The organism is Brevibacterium sp. NPDC056726, from assembly GCF_042790515.1.
In the GTDB taxonomy this organism is placed as follows: domain Bacteria; phylum Actinomycetota; class Actinomycetes; order Actinomycetales; family Brevibacteriaceae; genus Brevibacterium; species Brevibacterium sanguinis.
Genome location: NZ_JBHTYZ010000004.1, coordinates 1 through 19,682 on the forward strand (window position 1 = coordinate 1; position 19,682 = coordinate 19,682).

The 19,682-nt window shown below is 68.8% G+C and carries 19 protein-coding genes, 1 tRNA gene and 1 pseudogene; 13 read left to right on the forward strand and 8 right to left on the reverse strand.

Translation table 11 applies throughout. From position 1 onward, the window contains the following. Nucleotides 1–113 precede the first annotated feature (113 nt). From ACFQ91_RS08905 to ACFQ91_RS08940, 8 genes and pseudogenes are all read left to right on the forward strand, one after another. Nucleotides 114–260, forward strand: a complete 147-nt coding sequence (locus ACFQ91_RS08905; RefSeq protein WP_344251624.1) for a hypothetical protein — start codon at nt 114–116, stop codon at nt 258–260. 327 nt (nt 261–587) lie between these two features. Beyond that, complete coding sequence (locus tag ACFQ91_RS08910) at nt 588–2,000, forward strand: Rep family protein (RefSeq protein WP_094426311.1); 1,413 nt, start codon at nt 588–590, stop codon at nt 1,998–2,000. After that, nucleotides 1,997–2,587: a hypothetical protein gene (locus ACFQ91_RS08915; RefSeq protein WP_342037490.1), complete on the forward strand. Its 591-nt coding sequence runs from the start codon at nt 1,997–1,999 to the stop codon at nt 2,585–2,587. Before ACFQ91_RS08910 ends, ACFQ91_RS08915 begins: the two co-directional genes overlap by 4 nt. Continuing rightward, nucleotides 2,584–3,045: pseudogene (locus tag ACFQ91_RS08920) on the forward strand (relaxase/mobilization nuclease domain-containing protein); the annotation flags it as partial. The gene ACFQ91_RS08915 and the pseudogene ACFQ91_RS08920, both read left to right, overlap by 4 nt. 409 nt (nt 3,046–3,454) lie before the next feature. Next, complete coding sequence (locus ACFQ91_RS08925) at nt 3,455–4,357, forward strand: hypothetical protein (RefSeq protein WP_342037489.1); 903 nt, start codon at nt 3,455–3,457, stop codon at nt 4,355–4,357. Between the two features lie 89 nt (nt 4,358–4,446). Continuing rightward, nucleotides 4,447–4,806: a helix-turn-helix transcriptional regulator gene (locus ACFQ91_RS08930; RefSeq protein WP_223399569.1), complete on the forward strand. Its 360-nt coding sequence runs from the start codon at nt 4,447–4,449 to the stop codon at nt 4,804–4,806. Further along, on the forward strand, nt 4,803–6,704 hold the full coding sequence (locus ACFQ91_RS08935) for a cation-translocating P-type ATPase (RefSeq protein WP_223399776.1): 1,902 nt from the start codon (nt 4,803–4,805) through the stop codon (nt 6,702–6,704). Before ACFQ91_RS08930 ends, ACFQ91_RS08935 begins: the two co-directional genes overlap by 4 nt. A 31-nt stretch (nt 6,705–6,735) precedes the next feature. Next, entirely contained in the window at nt 6,736–7,545 is an 810-nt protein-coding gene (locus ACFQ91_RS08940; RefSeq protein WP_344251623.1) for an LLM class flavin-dependent oxidoreductase, read from the forward strand. A 54-nt stretch (nt 7,546–7,599) separates the two neighbouring features. On the opposite strand, the gene ACFQ91_RS08945 is transcribed toward ACFQ91_RS08940, so the two are convergent. Next, on the reverse strand, nt 7,600–8,547 hold the full coding sequence (locus ACFQ91_RS08945; RefSeq protein ID WP_344258183.1) for an NADP-dependent oxidoreductase: 948 nt from the start codon (nt 8,545–8,547) through the stop codon (nt 7,600–7,602). A gap of 32 nt (nt 8,548–8,579) precedes the next feature. Further along, complete coding sequence (locus ACFQ91_RS08950; RefSeq protein ID WP_344251621.1) at nt 8,580–9,452, reverse strand: type II CAAX endopeptidase family protein; 873 nt, start codon at nt 9,450–9,452, stop codon at nt 8,580–8,582. A gap of 200 nt (nt 9,453–9,652) precedes the next feature. Between ACFQ91_RS08950 and ACFQ91_RS08955 the strand changes: the two genes are divergently transcribed. The 3 genes from ACFQ91_RS08955 to ACFQ91_RS08965 all read left to right on the forward strand — a co-directional run bounded on the left by ACFQ91_RS08955 (nt 9,653) and on the right by ACFQ91_RS08965 (nt 12,656). Then, nucleotides 9,653–11,116 (forward strand): MFS transporter, encoded by a 1,464-nt coding sequence (locus tag ACFQ91_RS08955; RefSeq protein WP_344251620.1) that lies wholly within the window; start codon nt 9,653–9,655, stop codon nt 11,114–11,116. A gap of 87 nt (nt 11,117–11,203) precedes the next feature. Next, nucleotides 11,204–12,460 carry an EAL domain-containing protein gene (locus ACFQ91_RS08960; RefSeq protein WP_344251619.1) on the forward strand — a complete coding sequence of 419 codons (1,257 nt, stop codon included), beginning with the start codon at nt 11,204–11,206 and terminating at the stop codon, nt 12,458–12,460. Nucleotides 12,461–12,582: 122 nt separating this feature from the next. Further along, nucleotides 12,583–12,656 (forward strand) — tRNA-Ile (locus ACFQ91_RS08965). A gap of 85 nt (nt 12,657–12,741) precedes the next feature. Here the strand turns inward: ACFQ91_RS08965 and ACFQ91_RS08970 are convergent. Next, complete coding sequence (locus ACFQ91_RS08970) at nt 12,742–13,512, reverse strand: SRPBCC domain-containing protein (RefSeq protein WP_344251618.1); 771 nt, start codon at nt 13,510–13,512, stop codon at nt 12,742–12,744. A 150-nt stretch (nt 13,513–13,662) separates the two neighbouring features. On the opposite strand from ACFQ91_RS08970, the gene ACFQ91_RS08975 reads away from it, so the two are divergent. Beyond that, nucleotides 13,663–13,962, forward strand: a complete 300-nt coding sequence (locus ACFQ91_RS08975; protein WP_344251617.1) for a hypothetical protein — start codon at nt 13,663–13,665, stop codon at nt 13,960–13,962. A gap of 132 nt (nt 13,963–14,094) precedes the next feature. Continuing rightward, nucleotides 14,095–14,586, forward strand: a complete 492-nt coding sequence (locus ACFQ91_RS08980; protein WP_344251625.1) for a DUF3145 domain-containing protein — start codon at nt 14,095–14,097, stop codon at nt 14,584–14,586. A 167-nt stretch (nt 14,587–14,753) separates the two neighbouring features. Here ACFQ91_RS08980 and ACFQ91_RS08985 read toward each other — a convergent pair whose 3' ends face one another. From ACFQ91_RS08985 to ACFQ91_RS09005, 5 genes are all read right to left on the reverse strand, one after another. Beyond that, nucleotides 14,754–15,995: a beta-ketoacyl-[acyl-carrier-protein] synthase family protein gene (locus tag ACFQ91_RS08985; protein WP_344258182.1), complete on the reverse strand. Its 1,242-nt coding sequence runs from the start codon at nt 15,993–15,995 to the stop codon at nt 14,754–14,756. Between the two features lie 68 nt (nt 15,996–16,063). Continuing rightward, on the reverse strand, nt 16,064–16,315 hold the full coding sequence (locus tag ACFQ91_RS08990; RefSeq protein WP_137825491.1) for an acyl carrier protein: 252 nt from the start codon (nt 16,313–16,315) through the stop codon (nt 16,064–16,066). A 120-nt stretch (nt 16,316–16,435) separates the two neighbouring features. After that, on the reverse strand, nt 16,436–17,437 hold the full coding sequence (locus tag ACFQ91_RS08995) for a beta-ketoacyl-ACP synthase III (RefSeq protein WP_137825492.1): 1,002 nt from the start codon (nt 17,435–17,437) through the stop codon (nt 16,436–16,438). 8 nt (nt 17,438–17,445) lie between these two features. Continuing rightward, nucleotides 17,446–18,381, reverse strand: coding sequence for an ACP S-malonyltransferase (locus ACFQ91_RS09000; RefSeq protein WP_198498696.1), 936 nt, complete (start codon nt 18,379–18,381; stop codon nt 17,446–17,448). A 56-nt stretch (nt 18,382–18,437) separates the two neighbouring features. Continuing rightward, nucleotides 18,438–19,637 (reverse strand): CdaR family transcriptional regulator, encoded by a 1,200-nt coding sequence (locus ACFQ91_RS09005; protein WP_198498697.1) that lies wholly within the window; start codon nt 19,635–19,637, stop codon nt 18,438–18,440. Nucleotides 19,638–19,682: the final 45 nt, after the last annotated feature.

The window sequence follows — 19,682 nt, forward strand, 5'->3', positions numbered from 1 at the left end:
GAATGCTAAGCGATCAGAGCTAAGCAATCAGGTGATTGTCCTTGGTGTGGCTGGGATCCGGGACGATCACGGACACACTTTTTGGCCTATAACCCCGCCTCTACGACCTCGGCGTGCTTCGCTCCGTGCTGGAGGAGGCCGTCGAGATCGCCGTCGCCGATGCTCGCGCCGACGGGGTGACCTGGGTCAGGATCGGCGACGCCCTCGGCGTCACCCATCAGGCCGTCATCAAGCGCTACCGCAAGGGCGGTGGTCGCTGATGCGAACCGACGCCCGCAACCCCAGCACCGCTCCCGCCGACCTGACCCCGCCCGGAGGGCCTGGCCTGGCACCCGCCGAAGGCGGGATGCCCGTCGTCGTGAACTCCAAGAGTTCTGAGACCCTCATTCGTTCCTACGGGCGCGGCAAGGGCTTGTCGATTGCCGCGCCTTGCAACAACACGCCTGGTCAGAAGGCGTTTCTGCGCTCGCTCCGTCACGCGGCCACGCGGGATCATTTGGGGTCTCATTTGGGGGTCAATAGGGGGTCATTTAGGCGCCGGACTCCCTCTGAGAGTCGTCGCGCCTCCCACGGTGGGGGTAGTCGCCGTGGCTAAGCAGGAGAACAACCCGACGAGCATCGGGCTCACGCAGTACCTCGATCCGTCGTACTGGACCTGGGCCGCCGAGGACGCGAACGGTGCCGCGCTGCTCCGGCAGGGAGCCGAGACGATCCTCGCCTACGTGGTGCAGCGGCTCGAGGCCATCGGCTGCGAGGTCATCGAGGCCTACGGCATCGTGCACGACAAGGACGAGCGCGAGGTCTGGAGCGACACGGAGAAGGCGCTCGTGGTCGAGCCGAAGCCCGAGCACCTGCACGCGGTCATCAAGTTCGCCAGCCGCGCGAAAAGCGCCCCGCTGGATCGGCTCGCGTTCGGCATCGGCGTCGAGCCTCAGTACGTCGAGAAGCCCGGTCGCGGGCGGTACGCCTTCGACAACATGCTGTCGTATCTGACGCACGTGAAGTACGCGGACAAGCACCAGTACGCGCCGTCGGAGGTCGCCACGGTGCGCGGGCCGGACTACCTCGGCATCGATGCCCAGCGCCGGGAGACGTGGCTCAAGGGTCGCGCGCACGTGAAGAAGAAGGTCGTCGCCGAGAATTTCGAGGACATGCGTGAGCGCGTGCTCCAGGGAGAGGTCACGCGCGATCAGATCATGCTCACCGATGAGCTGTTCGACATCTACTCCCGGCATCAGCGGGAGATCGACGACGCTCTGTCGGCCTACGGCCAGCGCCGCGCGTACCGGGCGGCGGCGAAGCTCCGCGCCGGGGAGTTCTCGACGCACGTGGTGTTCGTCCACGGGGATGCCGGGATCGGCAAGACGCGGTTCGCCACGGACTTCATCACGGCAGCGCTCGACTCGGTGAACGCCCACGGCGAGCGGTGGCAGGTCTACCGGGCCGCGACGGGGAACCCGCTCGATGACTGGCGCGGGGAGGAAGTGCTGCTGCTCGACGATCTGCGGGCCTCGGCGATGGACGCGAACGACTGGTTGCTGCTGCTCGATCCGTTCAACGCTTCTCCGGCGAAGGCTCGCTACAGGAACAAGGGGGAGGTGGCCCCGCGGCTCATCGTCATCACGGCCACCATCGAACCCGTCGAGTTCTTCTACTACGCCCGACAGAAGGGCAACGTGGACGAGGCGCTGGACCAGTTCATCCGTCGCCTGGCGTCCGTGGTGAAGGTCTTCCGCGCCGATGACATCAACCGGTACCTCGTGCAGCACATCGGGAAGATCGAGCCTTACGAGTGGCACCAGTGCAGCGTTCCGGCCGCCGCGCACACGCCCGGCATGTACGGCAACGCGTACCACCAGAACGCCGGGTCGCGGGAACTGACCTACGGTCCCGAGACCTCGGCGGAACACGACGCGGACGGCGCGGTCGCCGAGCTGCTGGGCGGACTCGCGGTGCGCAGCCCAGACGTGCCGATGGCGCTGATCGGAGGTGCGGCATGAGCACCGAGCTCGATGGACACTTCCAGGGGATCGAAGGGGGCGGAGCCCCCTCGCAAGCAGCCACGGAGGGCACGAGCGCCAGCGATGTGTCCGACGGGGCTACTGCTTGCCACTCTGGCGTACAGGTGGAGCAGCAGGCCGACTCCCCGGTGAGCACCGGTCGGGCTGATGCGGAGGTTGTGCGGCAGAGTCACGGCGGCGCGAAGCGTCGTCGTGGCAGCGGCGGGCGGCTCGATACCCGCTTCGATGACGCCACGCTCGGGGCGCTGCGCACTCGTGCGAAGCGGCTCGGGCTGGCTCCGAGCACGTGGGTGCGGAGCGTCGTGCGCGATGCCCTGCACGCCTCTCGGAGCGAGGAGCTGGACGCCGCCGTGGCCGCACGCCTGCTCGGGGTCGAGACGCGCGCGCAGGCCTCGGCGGACGCCCGGGAGCTGGCCGCGCAGGTGCGCCCGCTGGCGATCAACGTCAACGACCTGGACCGCCGTGCACGGGCCGGTGAGGCGGTGGCGCTGTCGGCGGAGGTGCCCGAGCTGATCGAGCTGCTGCGCGAGGTCCGCGCCCTGCTCGGTGATCGGACGGTCTCATGAGCACCACGCACTACAGCCCGAGCACGAGCGCCGCGGACACGGAGCGCTACATCCGGGGCAAGGAGGACGAGCGCGGGGTCGCGGTCACGTGCGACGTGCCGGGAGGCCCGGGAGCGTTCTCGGCGCGCGCCCGCGCGCTCACGCAGCACACGAAGCGCGACGTCGAGGCGCTGCACTACAGGCAGAGCTTCAGCGATGAGGAGTTCGACCCGAAGAGCCCGGAGGACGTGCAGCGGGTGAATGATCTGGGCTACCTGCTGGCGAAGAGGATGCACCCGGATTCGGACTGCCTCGTCTTGACGCATGTGGATGGACGTGGCCGCAAGCCGCACAACCACATCTTGGTCATCAACCACAACAACCGGACCGGGAAGGCGCTCAGCGACTACCGCACGTTCCACGACCGCAAGGCCGGGAACCAGCGGGGCGTGCAGTCGGCGAACGACGAGCTGATGCGCGAGCACGGCCTCTCGGTCGTGAAGCGGCTGGAGCACGCGCCGAAGGACTGGGAGCTGCGCCGCGAGGACTTCGCTGAGGGTGGGCTCGACCGTGAGATGGGCGACCGTATGAGCGCAGCCCTGGCCGATCCCCGCGCGGTGGATAAGGCCGGTCTCGAAGCGGTGATCGAGGAGCAGAACCAGCGGCTCGGCGACGACGAGCGGGTGCCGCGGATGCGCCTGCACACCGCCGTCAGCAAGCGGGGCAAGAACGTCGGCAAGGAGACGTGGACGCTCTACATCGAGGACCGCCGCGGCGAGTCCGGGCGCGCCGAGCGCCGCAAGCGCACGAGCGCCCTCTCTGCGGACTTCACCCCGGAGGGCGCGCAGGCGTTCTTCGACTACCACCAGCAGCAGAAGGAGCAGGACCATGAGCGCAGCGCTCGATCGATTGAAGCAGCAGAACGCGCAGGACGAGCAGCGGCAGCAGCTCGGCAGTCCGGAGACGATGGAGGCGTTGACCTCGATCCTCGCCGCCGTCGAGGCGCAGAATGCGAGGCTCGACCGGCTGGCCGAGCAGCAGAAGAAGCTCGCGGGGTTCGTGAAGGTCATGGACGAGGAGACGACGAGGCGGCTGGAGCGGATCACGGCCCCGCCGTCGACCTCCTCGCCCTCCAGCGACGTGTCCGAGAGGATCGCGAGTATCGCGAGCAGGCAGAGCGAGATCGCGAGCACGCTCGGCGAATTCGCGCAGAGTCTCGACGGCGAGAAGCTGAAGAGCGCCTCGCAGAGCTTGATCGTCGAAGCGCAGAGGAATCACACAGTTACGACCGCAGCATGTGAAGCGCTCAAGGCACAGGCCGACGAGAGCAGGGCGCTCGTGAGCAGGGTCGGCGGTGCCGTGCAGCGGATCGAGAAGCGCACCGAGGAGCGCGTGCAGAAGGCCGTCGAACAGGTCGCCGGGGAGGCCTCGGCCACGATGACGGCGAACCTCGACGCCGCGAACGAGCGGGCCGAAAGGGTCATCGCCGCGACGGCGAAGGTCGAGGCGCGCCAGCTCTGGAGCGCCGCCGCCGCGATGCTCCTCGCGCTCGTGCCGCTCGCGATGCTGGTCGCGGGCGTCTGGATGGCCGTAGCGGGCCTGATCACGGGTGCTCAGTGGGCGCTGGACGTGGACGGGAGCGTGTGGCTCGGCATCGGGCGCTGGCTCGTGGTCAGCGCTGGTCTCGCCAGTGCCGGCTACGCCCTCTTCGCCTCCGCCCGCTGGATCGTCGGCCTGGCGGAGACGTGGAGGGGCCGCGGGATGCCGACATGGCCCCGCTGGCGGAGGTGACCCCAGCTCCCGAGGGCAAGCGCGCGGAGCGCGTGCGGCAGAACTCCACAGAGTGACAATAGGTCAGTGCCTGCTGTATAGTTCAGTGCATGCTGACCATTGCTTCTCGCCTCGACGTCGTGAACCGGCTCGGCCGGGCCATGGCGGACCCGACGCGCTCCCGGATCCTGATGACCCTGTTGGACGGGCCGAGCTACCCGGCCGTGCTCTCGCGCGAGCTGGAGCTGACGCGCTCCAACGTGTCGAACCACCTGACCTGTCTTCGCGACTGCGGGATCGTAGTCGCCGAGCCCGAGGGTCGGCAGACGCGCTACGAGATCGCCGACCCGCACCTCGCGGCGGCGCTCACGGCGCTGGTGGACGTGACGCTGGCCGTGGACGAGCACGCGCCGTGCGTGGACGCCGAGTGCACGGTGCCGGGCTGCTGTGGGACGGGAGCGGGCGCGTGAGCGCGGCGTGCGGCTGCGACGAGCCGGAGACCCGGGTCGGCGAGGAGGCCGAGGAGGAGCGGGAGCGTCCGTGGTGGCGTGACCGCGGGATCATGGTCCCGGTGTTCTCCGGCGTAGCGTTCGGCACGGGCCTGGTCCTGGAATGGACGGGTGCGGAGATCCCGGCGCTGGTGGCGTTCTGGATCGGCCTGCTGCTGGGTGCGTCGACGTTCACGCCCGGCGCGATCCGCAAGCTGTTCACGGGCAAGCTGGGCATCGGGCTGCTGATGACGATCAGCGCGGTCGGCGCGGTCATCCTCGGCTACGTCGAGGAGGCCGCGGCGCTGGCGTTCCTGTACTCCATCGCCGAAGCGCTGGAGGACAAGGCCATGGACCGCGCCCGCGGCGGGCTGCGGGCGCTGCTCAAGCTGGTCCCGGAGACCGCGACCATCCGGCAGGACGGCGCGCCCGTGGAGGTCGCCGCGAAGGATCTGGCCGTTGGTCAGCTGATGCTCGTGCGTCCGGGTGAGCGGATCGCGACCGACGGGATCGTCCGGACGGGCCGGTCGAGCCTGGACACCTCGGCGATCACCGGGGAGTCGATCCCGGTGGAGGTCGAGCCCGGCGACGCGGTGTCGGCCGGGGCGATCAACACCGCCGGTGCCCTGGAGGTCGAGACGACCGCAGCGGGCACCGACAACTCGCTGACCACGATCGTGGAGCTGGTGGAGCAGGCGCAGGCCGAGAAGGGCGACCGTGCCCGCCTGGCCGACCGCATCGCCCGGCCGCTCGTGCCCGGCGTGCTGATCCTCGCCGCCCTCGTCGCGATCATCGGCTCGCTGCTGGGCGACCCGGAGCTGTGGATCACCCGAGCCCTCGTGGTGCTCGTCGCCGCGTCGCCGTGCGCGCTGGCGATCTCCGTCCCGCTGACCGTCGTCGCCGCGATCGGCTCGGCGAGCAGATTCGGCGTGATCATCAAGTCCGGTGCCGTGTTCGAGCGGTTCGGCGTGATCCGCCACGTCGCCGTCGACAAGACCGGCACCCTCACCCGCAACGAGCCCGCCGTCACCGCCGTCCTCACCGCCGACGGCGTGACCGAGGCGCAGGCCCTGGCCTGGGCGGCATCCCTGGAGCAGCACAGCACCCACCCGCTGGCCGCCGCGATCACCGCCGCCGCACCCGGAGCCCCCGCCGCCCTGGAGGTCACCGAGCAGGCCGGGCACGGCATCGAGGGCACCCTCGACGGGGCCCGGGTCACCGTCGGCAGCCCCCGCTGGCTGGACGCCGGGACGCTCAAGGACCAGGTCGCCGGCCTGGAGGAGCAGGGCATGACCGTCGTGATCGTGCACCGCGACGACGTCCCGGTCGCCGCGATCGGCGTCCGCGACGAGCTGCGACCCGAAGTCCCCGAGGTGGTCCGCACCCTCGCCGCCCAGGGCGTCGGGATGACCATGCTCACCGGCGACAACGCCCGCACCGCCCGGGCGCTGGCCGCGCAGGCCGGGATCGAGGACGTGCGCGCCGAGCTGCGCCCGGAGGACAAGGCGGCCGCGATCAGCGGACTGGGCAGGCACGGCTCGGTCGCGATGATCGGCGACGGCATCAACGACGCCCCCGCCCTGGCCGCCGCGGACATCGGCATCGCGATGGGCGCGACCGGCTCCGACGCCGCGATCGAGTCCGCCGACGTCGCCTTCACCGGCCACGACCTGCGGCTCCTCCCGCGGGCGTTCGACCACGCCCGTCGCGGTCGGCACATCATCAATCAGAACATCATCCTGTCGCTGCTGATCATCACCGCCCTGTTGCCGCTGGCCCTGTTCGGCGTGCTGGGGCTGGCCGCGGTGGTGCTGGTGCACGAGATCGCCGAGGTGATAGTGATCCTCAACGGTCTCCGCGCTGCCCGGACGAGGAAGTAGGAGGGAGGTCGTCGAGTGTTATAACTCCGACATGCGCTATGAGAACCCGCTCTACCTCGCCGAGGAGGCCGCAGCGCTCGACATCCTCGCCGACGGCCGCGTGGCCCTCGGCGTCAGCCGCGGATCACCGGAGCCGGCCGAGCGCGGGTGGGAGGCCTTCGGCTATCTCGACGCCGAAGACGCCAAGGGCGCGAACATCGCCCGCGCGAAGTTCGGGAAGTTCATGGCCGCCGTCAAGGGCGAGAAGATGGCTCCGGCCGACCCGAAGCAGTTCGGTCCCGGTGCCCGGCTCTCCATCGAACCGCACGCCCCCGGCCTCGACCGCCGCATCTGGTGGGGTGCGGCGACCCGCGCGACAGGGGAGTGGGCGGCCGAACAGGGCGTCAACCTCATGAGTTCGACCTTGCTCACCGAGGCGACCGGTGACTCGTTCGCCGACCTCCAGCGCGAGCAGATCGACAAGTTCCGCGAAGCGTGGAAGGAGGCCGGTCACGACTGGACCCCGCGCGTGTCGGTGAGCCGCAGCATCTTCCCGATCACCACCGATCTCGACGACCTCTACTTCGGACGCCGCTCCCATGAGGACGGCGACCAGATCGGCATCATCGATGACATGCGCTCGACGTTCGGCAAGACCTATGCGGCCGCTCCGGACGTCCTCATCGAGCAGCTCAAGGACGACCCGGCGATCGAGGCCGCCGACACGGTCATGCTGACGATCCCCAGCCAGATCGGCGTCGACTACAACCTCCACGTCCTCCAGTCCTTCGCCGAGCACGTCGCCCCGGCACTCGGCTGGAAGCCGAACTGGGAGGGTCCGGTCACCGGCTACCCGATCTGAGCCGCTCCGCCTCAGGGCCCGGCGCACACCCCGTGCGCCGGGCCCTGAGGCGTGTCAGGACATCGTGATGACGATCTTGCCGGTGGTGCGCCCGGTCTCGCCGAGGCGGTGCGCGGCAGCGATCTCCTCGAGCGGGAAGGTCGCGGCGATCTCGGGCCTGAGCCGACCCGCGTCGACGAGCCCGGCGATCGCGGTGAGGTCGGCATGGGAGGAGTCGACGAGCATCCGCAGCGCCCTGACGCCCAGACGCGTCGCCTCGGTGGTGAAGTCGTCGGGGCCGACCGGCACGGTGGAGACCGCGATCCCGCCGGGGGTGAGGGTGCGCAGCGACCGCATCGCGGTGTCCCCGCCGAGGGTGTCGAGGACGACGTCGATGTCGGTGGCGGTCTCCGTGAAGTCCTCCGTGCGGTAGTCGATCATCTCATCGGCGCCGAGGCGGCGGAGGAGATCATGCTTCTTCCCACTGGCCGTGCCGATGACGTGGGCGCCGTGGGCCTTGGCGATCTGCACGGCGACGTGGCCGACTCCGCCGGCGGCGGCATGGATGAGGACGCGCTGGCCCGGTGTCAGCTGCGCGTAGTCGATGAGCATCTGCCACGCCGTGAGCGACACCAGCGGCAGGGCGGCGGCCTCGACGTGGTCGAGTCCCGCCGGCTTCTTCGCGAACACCCGCGCCGGTGCCGCGACGTACTCGGCATGCGAGCCGTGACCGTATGGGTAGGAGAGCATGCCGAACACCTCATCGCCGACTGCGAAGCGCGCGACCCCGACGCCGACGGCTTCGACGACTCCGGAGACGTCCCAGCCGAGGACGAACGGCGGCTGACCGAGGAAGCGCCCGGCCGCGCGGTGCTTCCAATCGGTCGGGTTGAGCCCGGCGGCGCGGACGCGCACGAGCACCTCGTTGGTCCGCGGCTGCGGACGCGGCAGGTCGACGACCTCGAGGACCTCCGGGCCTCCGAGACTGTGCTGGGTGGCGGCTCTCATCGTGTCATTCGTCATGACACCATTGTCCCCTGCCCGGCTGTGTCCTCTCAGCCCCGATCGGCCGTCGCCGCACGCCGCCGTCGGCGGACCATGACGACGGCGACGACCGTGCCGAGAGCGAGCATGAGCGAGGACACGAGACTGCCCTCGAAGCCGAACGATCCGCCCGAGATCAGGTCGCCGGCACCGGGGGTCGGGCGGAAGGAGAGGACCGAGGTCTCGACGTCCATGTTCGAGACATGGGCGCCCCAGAGGTTGCCCTGACCCCAGTTCCACACGGCGTGGAACGCGCAGACGCCCCACAGCCCCTCCTCGGCGAGTGACCAGAAGCCGAGGAACACCGCGACGAGGACGAGGTTGAGCACGGACACGACTGTGATGCCGCCGTTGGCGCCGTGGAGGAGGGTGAACCACACGGTCTGGACGACGAAGGCCGCCAGCAGTCCCCACTTCCACGACACGGCTTGGACGAGGTAGCCGCGGGCGAAGAGCTCCTCGGTGCTGCCCTGGATCGTGAAGCCGACGAGGAGGATGAGCGCGGGAAGCAGCGCACTCCAGTTCGGTGGGCCGAGGGTCCCCTGACCGGAGGCGACGGTGATGAGGGCGACCGCGGAGATCATGACGAGGCCGATGAGCGCGCCGCGGAGGATCTTCGCTCCTGCCCCGGGCGCGGCGAAGCCGAGCGAGCGGATCGGCCGGCGCTCCTTGAACCGGACCCAGAGCAGGAGGAGGACCGCCCCGACCCCGAAGCTGCCGGTGAGCACCGCCTGTTGGACGAAGGTGAGTCCGGCTCCCTCGCTCGGCATGCCGGCCGGCAGCGCCGCGAGCTGGGCGACGAAGAAGATCACGGTGGCGATGACGATGCCGAGGAGCGGACCCGTCGGCCGCTGTGCCTGCCCCATCCCCGCGGGGAACGTCATGGACGCAGCTGGGTTCCCGTTCCGGTTCATCATGCTCCGATCGTCGCGGTGGGAGGGGAGGTCGCCCTACCGTCACACGCTCATGGGCCGGTGTCAACGGGTGGTCCCACCGCGCCGGCCGGCGGGCAAGGGGATAGGATCACCAGCGGGAGGACGGTCGACGGTGACGTCGGCTGTCGAGAATGGTCGAAAGGTGTGGAATGGCTGCTGGCGGCGGAATGACTCAGGTGCAGAAGAGGATCCTCCTCGTCGCTCTCGTCCCGCTGTTCATGTCCCTGCTGTCGGTGTCGATCATCAACGTCGTCCTCCCGGCGATCGAGCGCGACCTCGGCGCCTCGACCTCCGCCCTCCAGTGGGTGCTCACCGGGTATGCGCTCTCCTTCGGCGTCGTCCTCGTCGCGGCCGGTCGCGCCGGCGACGTCTTCGGCCGTGCCCAGCTCTTCATCGCCGGAGTCAGCCTTTTCGGCATCTCCTCGCTCGTGTCGGGCCTCGCCCCGGACCCGATCACCCTCAACATCGCCCGCGTCGTCATGGGCCTGGGCTCGGGACTGCTCAACCCGCAGGTCGTCGGTCTCCTCCAGCAGTACTTCGAAGGACCGCGCCGAGGTCGTGCCTTCGGCCTCATGGGCACGATCGTCGGTCTGTCGGTGGCGATCGGACCGGTGCTCGGCGGCGTCCTCATCGCGATCTTCGGCAATGCCCTCGGGTGGCGGGCGGCGTTCCTCGTCAACGTCCCGTTCGCCATCCTCGCCGTGATCTTCGCGATCGTCTGGCTGCCGAAGTCCGCGTGGGGCCCGGCTGTCGACCAGACCGACCCCATCGACGAGGCGGTGCCCCCGGCCCAGCGTCGGCACCGGCACGATCTCGACCCCGTCGGCGTCGTCCTCCTCGGACTCGGCGTCCTCCTCGTCCTCCTGCCGTTCGTCGAATCCTCCGTCGGCTGGTTCGTGTGGTTCGCCCTGCCGCTCGGGCTCGTCGTCATCTGGGCGTGGACGAAGTGGGAGCGACGGTATGAGTCCCGTGGCCGGACCCCGATGGTCGAACTCGACCTCTTCGTGATCAAGAGCTTCAGCAACGGCTCGATCATCATCGCCCTCTACTTCATGGGGGTGACGAGTGTGTGGGTGATCGTCGCGATGTTCATGCAGCAGGGCCTCGGCCACACCGCGCTGGCCTCAGGGCTCATCGGACTGCCCGCCGCGCTGCTCTCGGCGCTGTCGGCCGACATCTCCGGCCGCTACGTCTTCCAGGCCGGGCGCCGCCTCGTCGTCTGGGGCATCGTCACCTGCCTCTTCGGTCTGCTCTCCTCGGTCCTCGTCGTCGCCCTCCTCGCGCAGGGCATCGGCAGCGAATGGTGGCTGCTGCTCACCCTCAGCTTCGTCGGGATCGCGCAGGGCATGGTCATCAGCCCGAACCAGACGCTCACGCTCAACGAGGTGCCGCTGAAGTACGCCGGATCGGCCGGGGGAGTGCTGCAGACGGGTCAGCGGATCGGCACCTCGATGGGGCTGGCGATCCTCACCGCGGTCGCGTTCGCCGTCGTCGCGGTCAGCGACTGGGACCTCGGGCTCATCGTCGCATTCCTGGCAATCGCCGTTGTCGTCATCATCGCCGGCATCGTCGGGATCGCCGAGGTCAGGCGCACGCGGCGACCTCAGCTGTGAGCGGAATAATGTTATCGAATCCAAACCGTTGACCGGACACGACTGTGGAAGACTGTGTACGCAGGTTTTCACAGGGAAGGACAGACGGTGGTAGGCACGGCGAACGATCAGGACCTGGCCCTCGAGGAGCTGGTGCGGTCGGGAGGGATCGAGACCTTCTTCGCACCCGTGGTCGACTCCTTCACCTTCGATACCGTGGGCTACCAGATCCTCCAAGCGCCGATCGGCGATCCCGCTCTCGGCCACGCCGAGTCGGAGAACCTGCGCCAGGCGATGCACGCCTCAGCGATGATCGGCGACATCGACGCCTCGATGCGGGCGACCGCCCTGCGCACCGCCGAGGCGGCTGGACTGCCGAACTCCAACCGCCTCTTCCTCCACGCCGAGGAGGAGTCCTTCGCCACGCTCGAGGATCGGACAGCCGAACCCGATCGCTCGTGCATCCTCCAGCTCGACGCCGACCGCGTCTCCTCCTCCCCGGCCTCCGTCCTCCGCTCGGTGCGCCAGGCCCGGTCGATGGGCTGGGGCGTGGGAATGTCCTCGGTCGGACCCGACCTGCGCAGCACGTCGTTCGTGCCGCTCGTCAACCCCTCGGTCGTCGGCCTCCATCCCGACGTCCTCACCATCGAATGCAGTGCGCAGCTGGCCGAGCTCAATCGGCTCCTCCACGCCCACCTCGAGCGGACCGGCGCGGTCATCCTCGCCGAGGGCGTCTCGAGCGAGGACGATCTCGACCGGGTGCAGGCACTTGGCGCACGCTTCATGTCGGGTCCGTACTTCGGTCGCTCGACCCGTGAGCCCGAGCCGTTCGCCCCGCCGGTCGAAGACGCTCTCGCCGATCACCATTCGCGCAACCTCCCGGCGCTCGGCACCCCGTACTCGATAGCGCAGGGGCTGCGACGGGAGCCTCTCGTGATGAACCGCGAGCTGCTCATCGCCCAGATCGCCGCCCTCGAGGAGCGGGCTCTGGCCTCCGGTGCGGCGACGATCACGCTCGGCGTCTTCGGGGACGAGGAGTCGTTCTCCCAGGCGACCTATGACCGGTATGAGCGGATCCGCGACACGGTCGGTCTCACGGCGATGTTCTCCGGCGGTTTCACGACTCCGCCGGTGCCCGGGGTGCGCGGGGGAGTCGTCGACGCCTCTGATCCGATGCGCAAGGAGCACGGAGTCGTCGTCGTCGGACCCGACTGGTCGGGCCTCGTCGCCGCCGCCCGCCGGAACGATCCCGGCAGCGACGGACAGGTCGAGTACGATGTCTACATCACCACTGAGCGCTACACCTGCGTCGACGCCGCCCGCAGCGTGCTCACTCGGATCTCCCCGAGCACCTCGGCGCACTGACTCGTCTGCCGCGCAGTTCGCCCCACCGTCGAGCGTGCTCTGTGGGCTCTGGGTCGACGCTCTCTCACGATCCGCGCGAAATGGGAGCTGCCGGCCTTCTGGTGCTAATCTGGTCACGGCTCGCCCCCGTAGCTCAGCTGGTCAGAGCAGGGAACTCATAATTCTTTGGTCGCCGGTTCAAGTCCGGCCGGGGGCACCCCTGTGCGATCGCCCCGCATCTCTCACCGCGGTGAGAGATGCGGGGCTTCGTCATCGCCGGACACCGCCAGTGATAGGAGACCTCAGGCGTGCATGGGCGCACCGGTCTCGATCCAGGTCTTGAGGTTGGAGATGAGGACCAGGCTGCCGTGGTCGACCTGGCGGGCGGTCTCCGTGGACGGGTCGAGGTCGAAGTGCTCGATCGTCACCAGCGTGGACTCGCCGCGGGATGCGAAGGACCACACGAGGCGGAAGGGGGCCTCCGGGGCCACGGCGTCGTCCCAGGCCGGCGAGAAGGTCATCTCCAGTCGTTGACCGGGGTCGGCTGCGATGATTGTGCCCTCGGCGGCAGTTCGGCCTTCAGGGTAGGTGTAGGTGAATGCGCTGCCGGGCTCCAGCGACGAGTTCAGCGTCGTGGTGAAGTACCACGAGGAGGTCTCCTCGGTGAGTGCGGTCCAGACCCGCTCGGGTGAGGCGTCGATGACGATGGCGTGGCGGTGCAGGGGTGCGGTGCTGCTCATGATCTGCGGTCTCCGTTCGGACGTGTTCTTCAGTCGGTTGAGTGCCTGCCCCCACCCGAGCGCGTAGTCGTCGAGCCAGCGGTGGGCCAGCGCGACCAGCGGCGAGGCATTGAGATAGCAGAGGCGGATGCGCCCGGCTTTGTGCGAGGTGACCAATCCTGCGTCCTCGAGCACGCCCACATGCTTGAGGACGGCATGGCGCCCGAGAGCGGGCAGGACCTGCCCGAGCTCGCTCACGCTCTGCCCGTCCCGGTCATGGAGGGCGTCGAGAAGCGCCCGTCGACTCGGATGGGAGAGCGCCAGGAGAACCGCGTCGTCATCGGAAGTGGCCACGAACGCAACAATAGGTGACTTATGAGTCACCTGTCTAGAACCGGCATGGACCCGATTCGCCGGGCAACGACGTCGGCCACGACCCCAGCCCGGGGAACCGCGAAGGCAATCAGTCCCCAGGAGAGAGCTCGATCATTAAATCTCTGCCTGATGATCATTCACAATGATTTGCTTTTCATTGAGGGCGCAGAGGTTCATGCTGAAAGGGAGCGAAAGTCGCTGCGCACGTGGGAGGAGTTGGTGATGATGGTGCTGCTGATTGTGGTCGGGATGATGATCGGTGTTCTCCTCGTCATCGGTCGGGCCGTGTGCCCCGCTGCCGAACGACTCGCGTGGCAGGACCTCGGCCTCGACGGATGGGTGGTCACCGCCGTGCGCGGCTGGGCTGCCGTCAGCGGCCTCTCGCGGCTGGAGACGATGACCGAGCAGATGCATCGCCGCCGCTCCTGACCGACGAGAAGAACCACGTGTCATCAGGCATTTCGCTACTTGGCTCACGTCTGTTTGTCGACTATCATGAGCGGAGTACCTCCTTTCGGATCGTAGGGGAAGACGTATCCGAGGTAGGAGGCACACATGGATATGACACAGGGCGTACTCTTCGTCCACTCAGCACCTCGCGCGCTCTGCCCGCACATCGAATGGGCAGCGGGCGGGGCGATCGGCGCACAGGCACGCTTCGACTGGACACCCCAGCCGGCAGCACCGGGCCTCGTGCGTGCCGAAGTCTGCTGGCGCGCGCCCGCAGGCTCGGGTTCTCGCATCGCATCCGCGCTCCGCGGTTGGGATTCACTGCGCTACGAAGTCACCGAGGAACCCTCTGCCGGTGTCGACGGCGGACGGTGGAGCCACACTCCTGACCTCGGCATCTACCACGCCGTGACCGACACCGTCGGCAACATCCTCGTGCCCGAAGACCGCATCCGCTCCGTCATGGAGCGTGCCGGCGGAGATCCCGCGCAGCTCGCCCATGAGATGGGCCTCGCCCTCGGTGAAGCGTGGGACGAAGAACTCGACGCGTTCCGCCACGCCGGTGAGGGCGCCCCCGTCCGCTGGCTGACCAAGGTCGGCTGACTCCGGCACACCGGCAGCGCTTCCTGCGCTGCTCACGCACCCGACGCCGCGTGGGCGCGTCACTGCCTCCGACGTGCCCTCCGGTCCTGCGCCTCCTCTGCGACACGACGAAGGGCCCCAGCCGAAGCTGGGGCCCTTCGTCGTGTGACAGAACGTGTGTCAGTCGATCACACCGACTTGAAGGCGACGACCGCGTTGTGTCCGCCGAACCCGAAGGAGTTCGACAGGGCGGCGATGTCACCGTCGGGCAGCTGGGCGGGAGTGTCCCGGACGATGTTGATCTTCACTTTGGGATCGACCTCGGTGATGTTCATCGTCGGGGGAGCGGTCCGCGTCTCGAGCGCCTTGACCGTGAAGATCGCCTCGACCGCCCCGGCACCGCCGAGGAGGTGGCCCGTCATCGACTTCGTGCCGCTGACGAGCGTGTCGTCGACGGAGTCGCCGAGGAGCTCGGCGATCGCCACGGACTCGGGGATGTCACCGACCGGCGTCGACGTCGCATGCGCGTTGACGTGCTTGATGTCGGCGGGGGTGAGGCCGCCGGCCTCGAGCGCATCCTCCATCGCCTTGAGCGCGTACTTGCCCTCGGGCTCGTTGCCGGTGATGTGGTAGGCGTCGTTCGAGATGCCCCAGCTGGCCACCTCGGCGTAGATCTTCGCCCCGCGGGCCTTCGCATGCTCCTCGGTCTCGAGGATGAGCGCGCCTGCGCCCTCGCCCATGACGAAGCCGTCACGGTCGACGTCGTAGGGCCGGGAAGCGGTCTCGGGGGAATCCGTGCGACGCGAGAGCGCCTGCATCGAATTGAACGCCGCCAGGGTGATCGGGTGGATCGCGGCTTCGGATCCGCCGGCGATGACGATGTCGGCGTCGCCGTTCGCGATGAGGTCGAAGGCGTGACCGAGGCTCTCGGTCGACGACGCACAGGCCGAGACCATCGTCTGCACACCGGCACGGGCCTTGAACTCCATGCCGATCGCGGCAGCCGGGCCGTTGGGCATGAGCATCGGCACGGTCAGGGGCATGACGCTGCGCGGACCTTCGTCCTTGAGCGTGTCCCAGGCGTCGAGCAGCGTCCACACGCCGCCGATGCCGGTGGCCCAGGAGACCGCGGTGCGTTCGGGATCGGTCTCCTCGAGACCGGCGTCGGCCATGGCCTCACGGGCGGAGATGAGAGCGAACTGGCTCGAGGGGTCGAGGCGCTTGGCCTGCACCCGCTTGAGCTTCTCGGGCACGACCTCGGAGTCGACCGTCGCAGCGAAGTCGACGGTCAGGCCGTACTTCTCGGCCCAGTCGTTGTCGAGCGTGGACACGCCGGACTGACCGGCCAGCAGGGCCTGCCAGGTCTCATCGGCAGTGGCGCCCAAGGGGGTCACCGCACCAATCCCGGTGACGACAACTTTTGGTGTCATGGTGAAAACCTCGTCGATAGTGTGGGACACGGCCCGTCGGTGGACGGGCCGTGTGCGTCCTCAGATGTTCAGGCTTCTTGGGCCTTGTTGATGTAGTCGACGGCATCCTGGACGGTGACGAGGTCCTTGACGTCGTCGTCCGGGATCTTCACGCCGAACTTCTTCTCGGCGTTGACGACGATCGTCATCATGGAGATCGAGTCGATGTCGAGATCGTCGGTGAACGACTTGGAGGGCTCGACGGCCTCGACGGCCAGGCCGGTCTCTTCGTTGACGATCTCTGCCAGTCCGGAGAGGACTTCAGCTTCGGTGAATGCCATTTCTTTCCTACTTTCTAGTGACAACCGAGATGTCCCCGGTCGGATTGGAACGGTATCGACGAGTGTCCCGCCGAATATCTTAGGTCATTCGCGCGGTGATTTCGCCCGCGCCACGGGCGCTCAGGGCAGGCGAACGACCTGGGCGCCGTAGACGAGTCCGGCGCCGAATCCCATCTGCAGGGCGAGTCCGCCGCTGAGTTCGGGCTGTTCGCGCAGGAGACGCTCGGTGGCCAGCGGGATCGAGGCCGCCGAGGTGTTGCCGTTGTCGGCGATGTCACGGGCGATGACGACGGACTCGGGCAGTCCCAGCTGCTTGGCGAGTTCGTCGATGATGCGCATGTTCGCCTGGTGGGGGATGAAGGCGGCGAGGTCGGAGGCCTCGACCCCCGATTCCTCGAGGGCCTTCTTGGCCACCTCGGCGCCGTCCCACACCGCCCAGCGGAAGACGGTGGGCCCGTCCTGGCGCAGGGTGGGGAACGGCAGGTCGCGGTCGTCGCGGACGTCCATGAGCGATTCGGTCATCCGGATCGTCGACCAGTTCTCGCCCTTCGACCCCCACACGGTCTTCGAGATGCCCGGCTCATCGGCCGAGGTGACGACGACTGCGCCGGCCCCGTCGCCGAGGATGAAGGAGATCGACCGGTCGGTGGGATCGATGACGTCGGAGAGCTTCTCGGCGCCGATGACGAGGACGTTGTCCATCGTGCCGGCGCGCACGAGCGCATCGGCCTGGGCGATGCCGTAGCAGTAGCCGGCGCACGCGGCGCTGATGTCCCAGGCGGGCACCGGTCCGGTGCCGATGCGGTCGGTGAGCGCAGCGGCAGCCGAGGGCGTGAAGTAGGGGAAGGTCACCGTGGAGATGATGACGCCGCCGATGTCCTCGGGCTTGAGTCCCGCCGAGGCGATCGCCTCGAGGGCCGCCTCTTCGCACATCTCGAGCACGCCGACGTCCTTGCTGGCCCGGCGGCGGGTGACGATGCCGGTGCGCTGCCGGATCCACTCGTCCGAGGAGTTGATCGGACCGGCGATCTCGTCGTTGGTCACGAGGTTCTCGGCGCGGTAGGCGCCGATCCCGGCGATCTTCGAGAACCGGCCGGTCTGTGCGGTGTTGAGTGTGGGCATGGCGGTGGTCATCCTTCTTCTCCGGCGTTGGCCGCGGCGCCTGCATGGGCGGCCGCGAACTCACGCGCACCGTCGAGGTCGGCGGCTGACTTGATCGGGTAGGTCTCGACGCCCTTGAGCGCCCGGCGGGCGATGCCGGTGAGCGTGCCGCCGGGGACGAGCTCGATGAGCCCGGTGACGCCGAGGCGCTGCAGCGTCTCCTGGCAGAGGTCCCAGCGCACCGGGTTGGTCACCTGGGAGACGAGGAGGTCGACGTAGGCGGCGCCGCTGTCGACGACGCTGCCGTCGGAGTTCGTGAGGATCGGCAGGCTCGGATCGGTCACGGTGAGCTCGGCCGCGGTCTCCGTCAGCGTCGGCACGGCCGGCGCCATGTACTCGGTGTGGAAGGCTCCGGCGACGGGCAGCGGGATGACCCGGGCGCGCTCGGGCGGGTTCTCCGCGAGGGCCTCGAGGTTCGGCAGTGCACCGGCGGCCACGGTCTGGCCGCCGCCGTTGACGTTGGCCGGTGCCGCACCGGCGGCGTCGATCGCGGCGAGGACGTCCGCGGGCTCCCCGCCGACGACGGCGGACATGCCGGTCGGCGTGGCGGCTGCGGCCTCGGCCATGCCGGCGCCGCGCACGGCGACGAAGCGCATGGCATCGGCGGGGGTGAGGATGCCGGCGATCTGCGCGGCGGCGATCTCACCGACGGAGTGGCCGGCGACGACGTCGGGGGTGACGCCGAGCTCGGCGGCGCAGGCGATGGCCGCGGCGACGAGCAGCGGCTGCGCGAGCGCGGTGTCCTTGATCGTCTCGTCATCGGAGGTCGTGCCGTGCGCGCGCAGGTCGATGCCCGACGCGGCGGCGAGTTCATCGATCTGTGCTGAGAAGGTCTCGAGTTCGAGGAAGGACTCGAGGAAGCCTGACTTCTGGGCGCCCTGACCTGGGCACGTGATGACTAGCACTGAGAATCTCTTTTCGTTCGACGTCGCTGTTCAATCTAACGGATGGTTGTCGGGCGTCATTGCGTTTTGTCGCCTTGCGACAATAGCCCGGCATCTGACAGTCGTCCGTACACCAATGCGATGTGGATGACGAACGCGTCCCGGGAGACCGTGGGATCGAGCCCGATCGCCTCGGTGATCTTCCGCAGCCGGTACCGGACGGTGTTGGGGTGGACGGACAGGGCCTTCGCGGTGGCTTCGAGGGAGGAGCCGAACTCGACGTAGGCGCTCACGGTCTTGAGCAGCTGGCCGGTGCCCGAGGTCAGCGGCTCGTAGTAGCGGGCGATGAGCTCGCCCAGGGCCACGGCATCGCCGGCCAGAGCCCGTTCGGGCAGGAGCTCGTCGGCCTTGACCGGGCGCGGGGAGTCGGGACGGGCGGTGGCGGCCTTGAGCGCCATGATCGCCGCCTTCGCCGAGGTGGCCGCCTCGGCGAGCGTCGGCACGCTGGGACCGACGATGACCTCGGAGGGGCCGAAGCAGTCCGAGAGGTCCTCGACCGCGGTGTCGAGGTCGCTGACTCCGCCGAGGACGATGAGGAGACGGTTGTCGTGGATGCCGACGAGGGCGTCCTCGGCCCATTTCCGGGCCTTGCGGCGGATGACCTCGATGCCCTTCTTCGCCGACCGCTGCGGGGCGCGGCCGACGAGGACGGTGACCGGTTCCTCGGACTGCCACCCGAAGGCGGCGGTGCGGCTGGCGAGTTCGTCGACGGAGTCCCCGCGCACGAGGGCGTCGACGACCATCGCCTCGAGGCGGGCGTCCCAGCTGCCGCGGGCCTCCGCAGCCCGGGCGTAGACGTCGGCCGCGGCGAACGCGATCTCGCGGGAGTAGATGAGCACGGCTTCGCGCAGCGCCGGCTGCTCGGCGGTGCGGGCGATGTCGGGCACGCGCTCCTCGACGACTTCGACGACGACCTTGAGCAGCTGGAGGGTCTGCTGGAGGCTGATGGCGCGGATGAGGTCGCGGGGAGCGGACTTGAAGATCTCGCTGACGACCCGCAGATCGGTGTCGGGCTGGCGGTACCAGTCGATGAACGAGCTGATGCCCGACTGGGCGAGGAGCCCGACCCAGGAGCGATCCGATGGTGACATCGAGCGGTACCAGGGCAGCCGGGTGTCGAGTCGCTGCAGGGTCACGGTGGAGAGGACGCCGACGCCTGCGCGCAGACGTCGACCCGTCTCCGCTCGCCGACGGAGAGTCTCAGTGTCGGAGGTCATGGACTCCAGCTTAAAGGCCTTGAGACAAAACGCTTGTGCGAAACG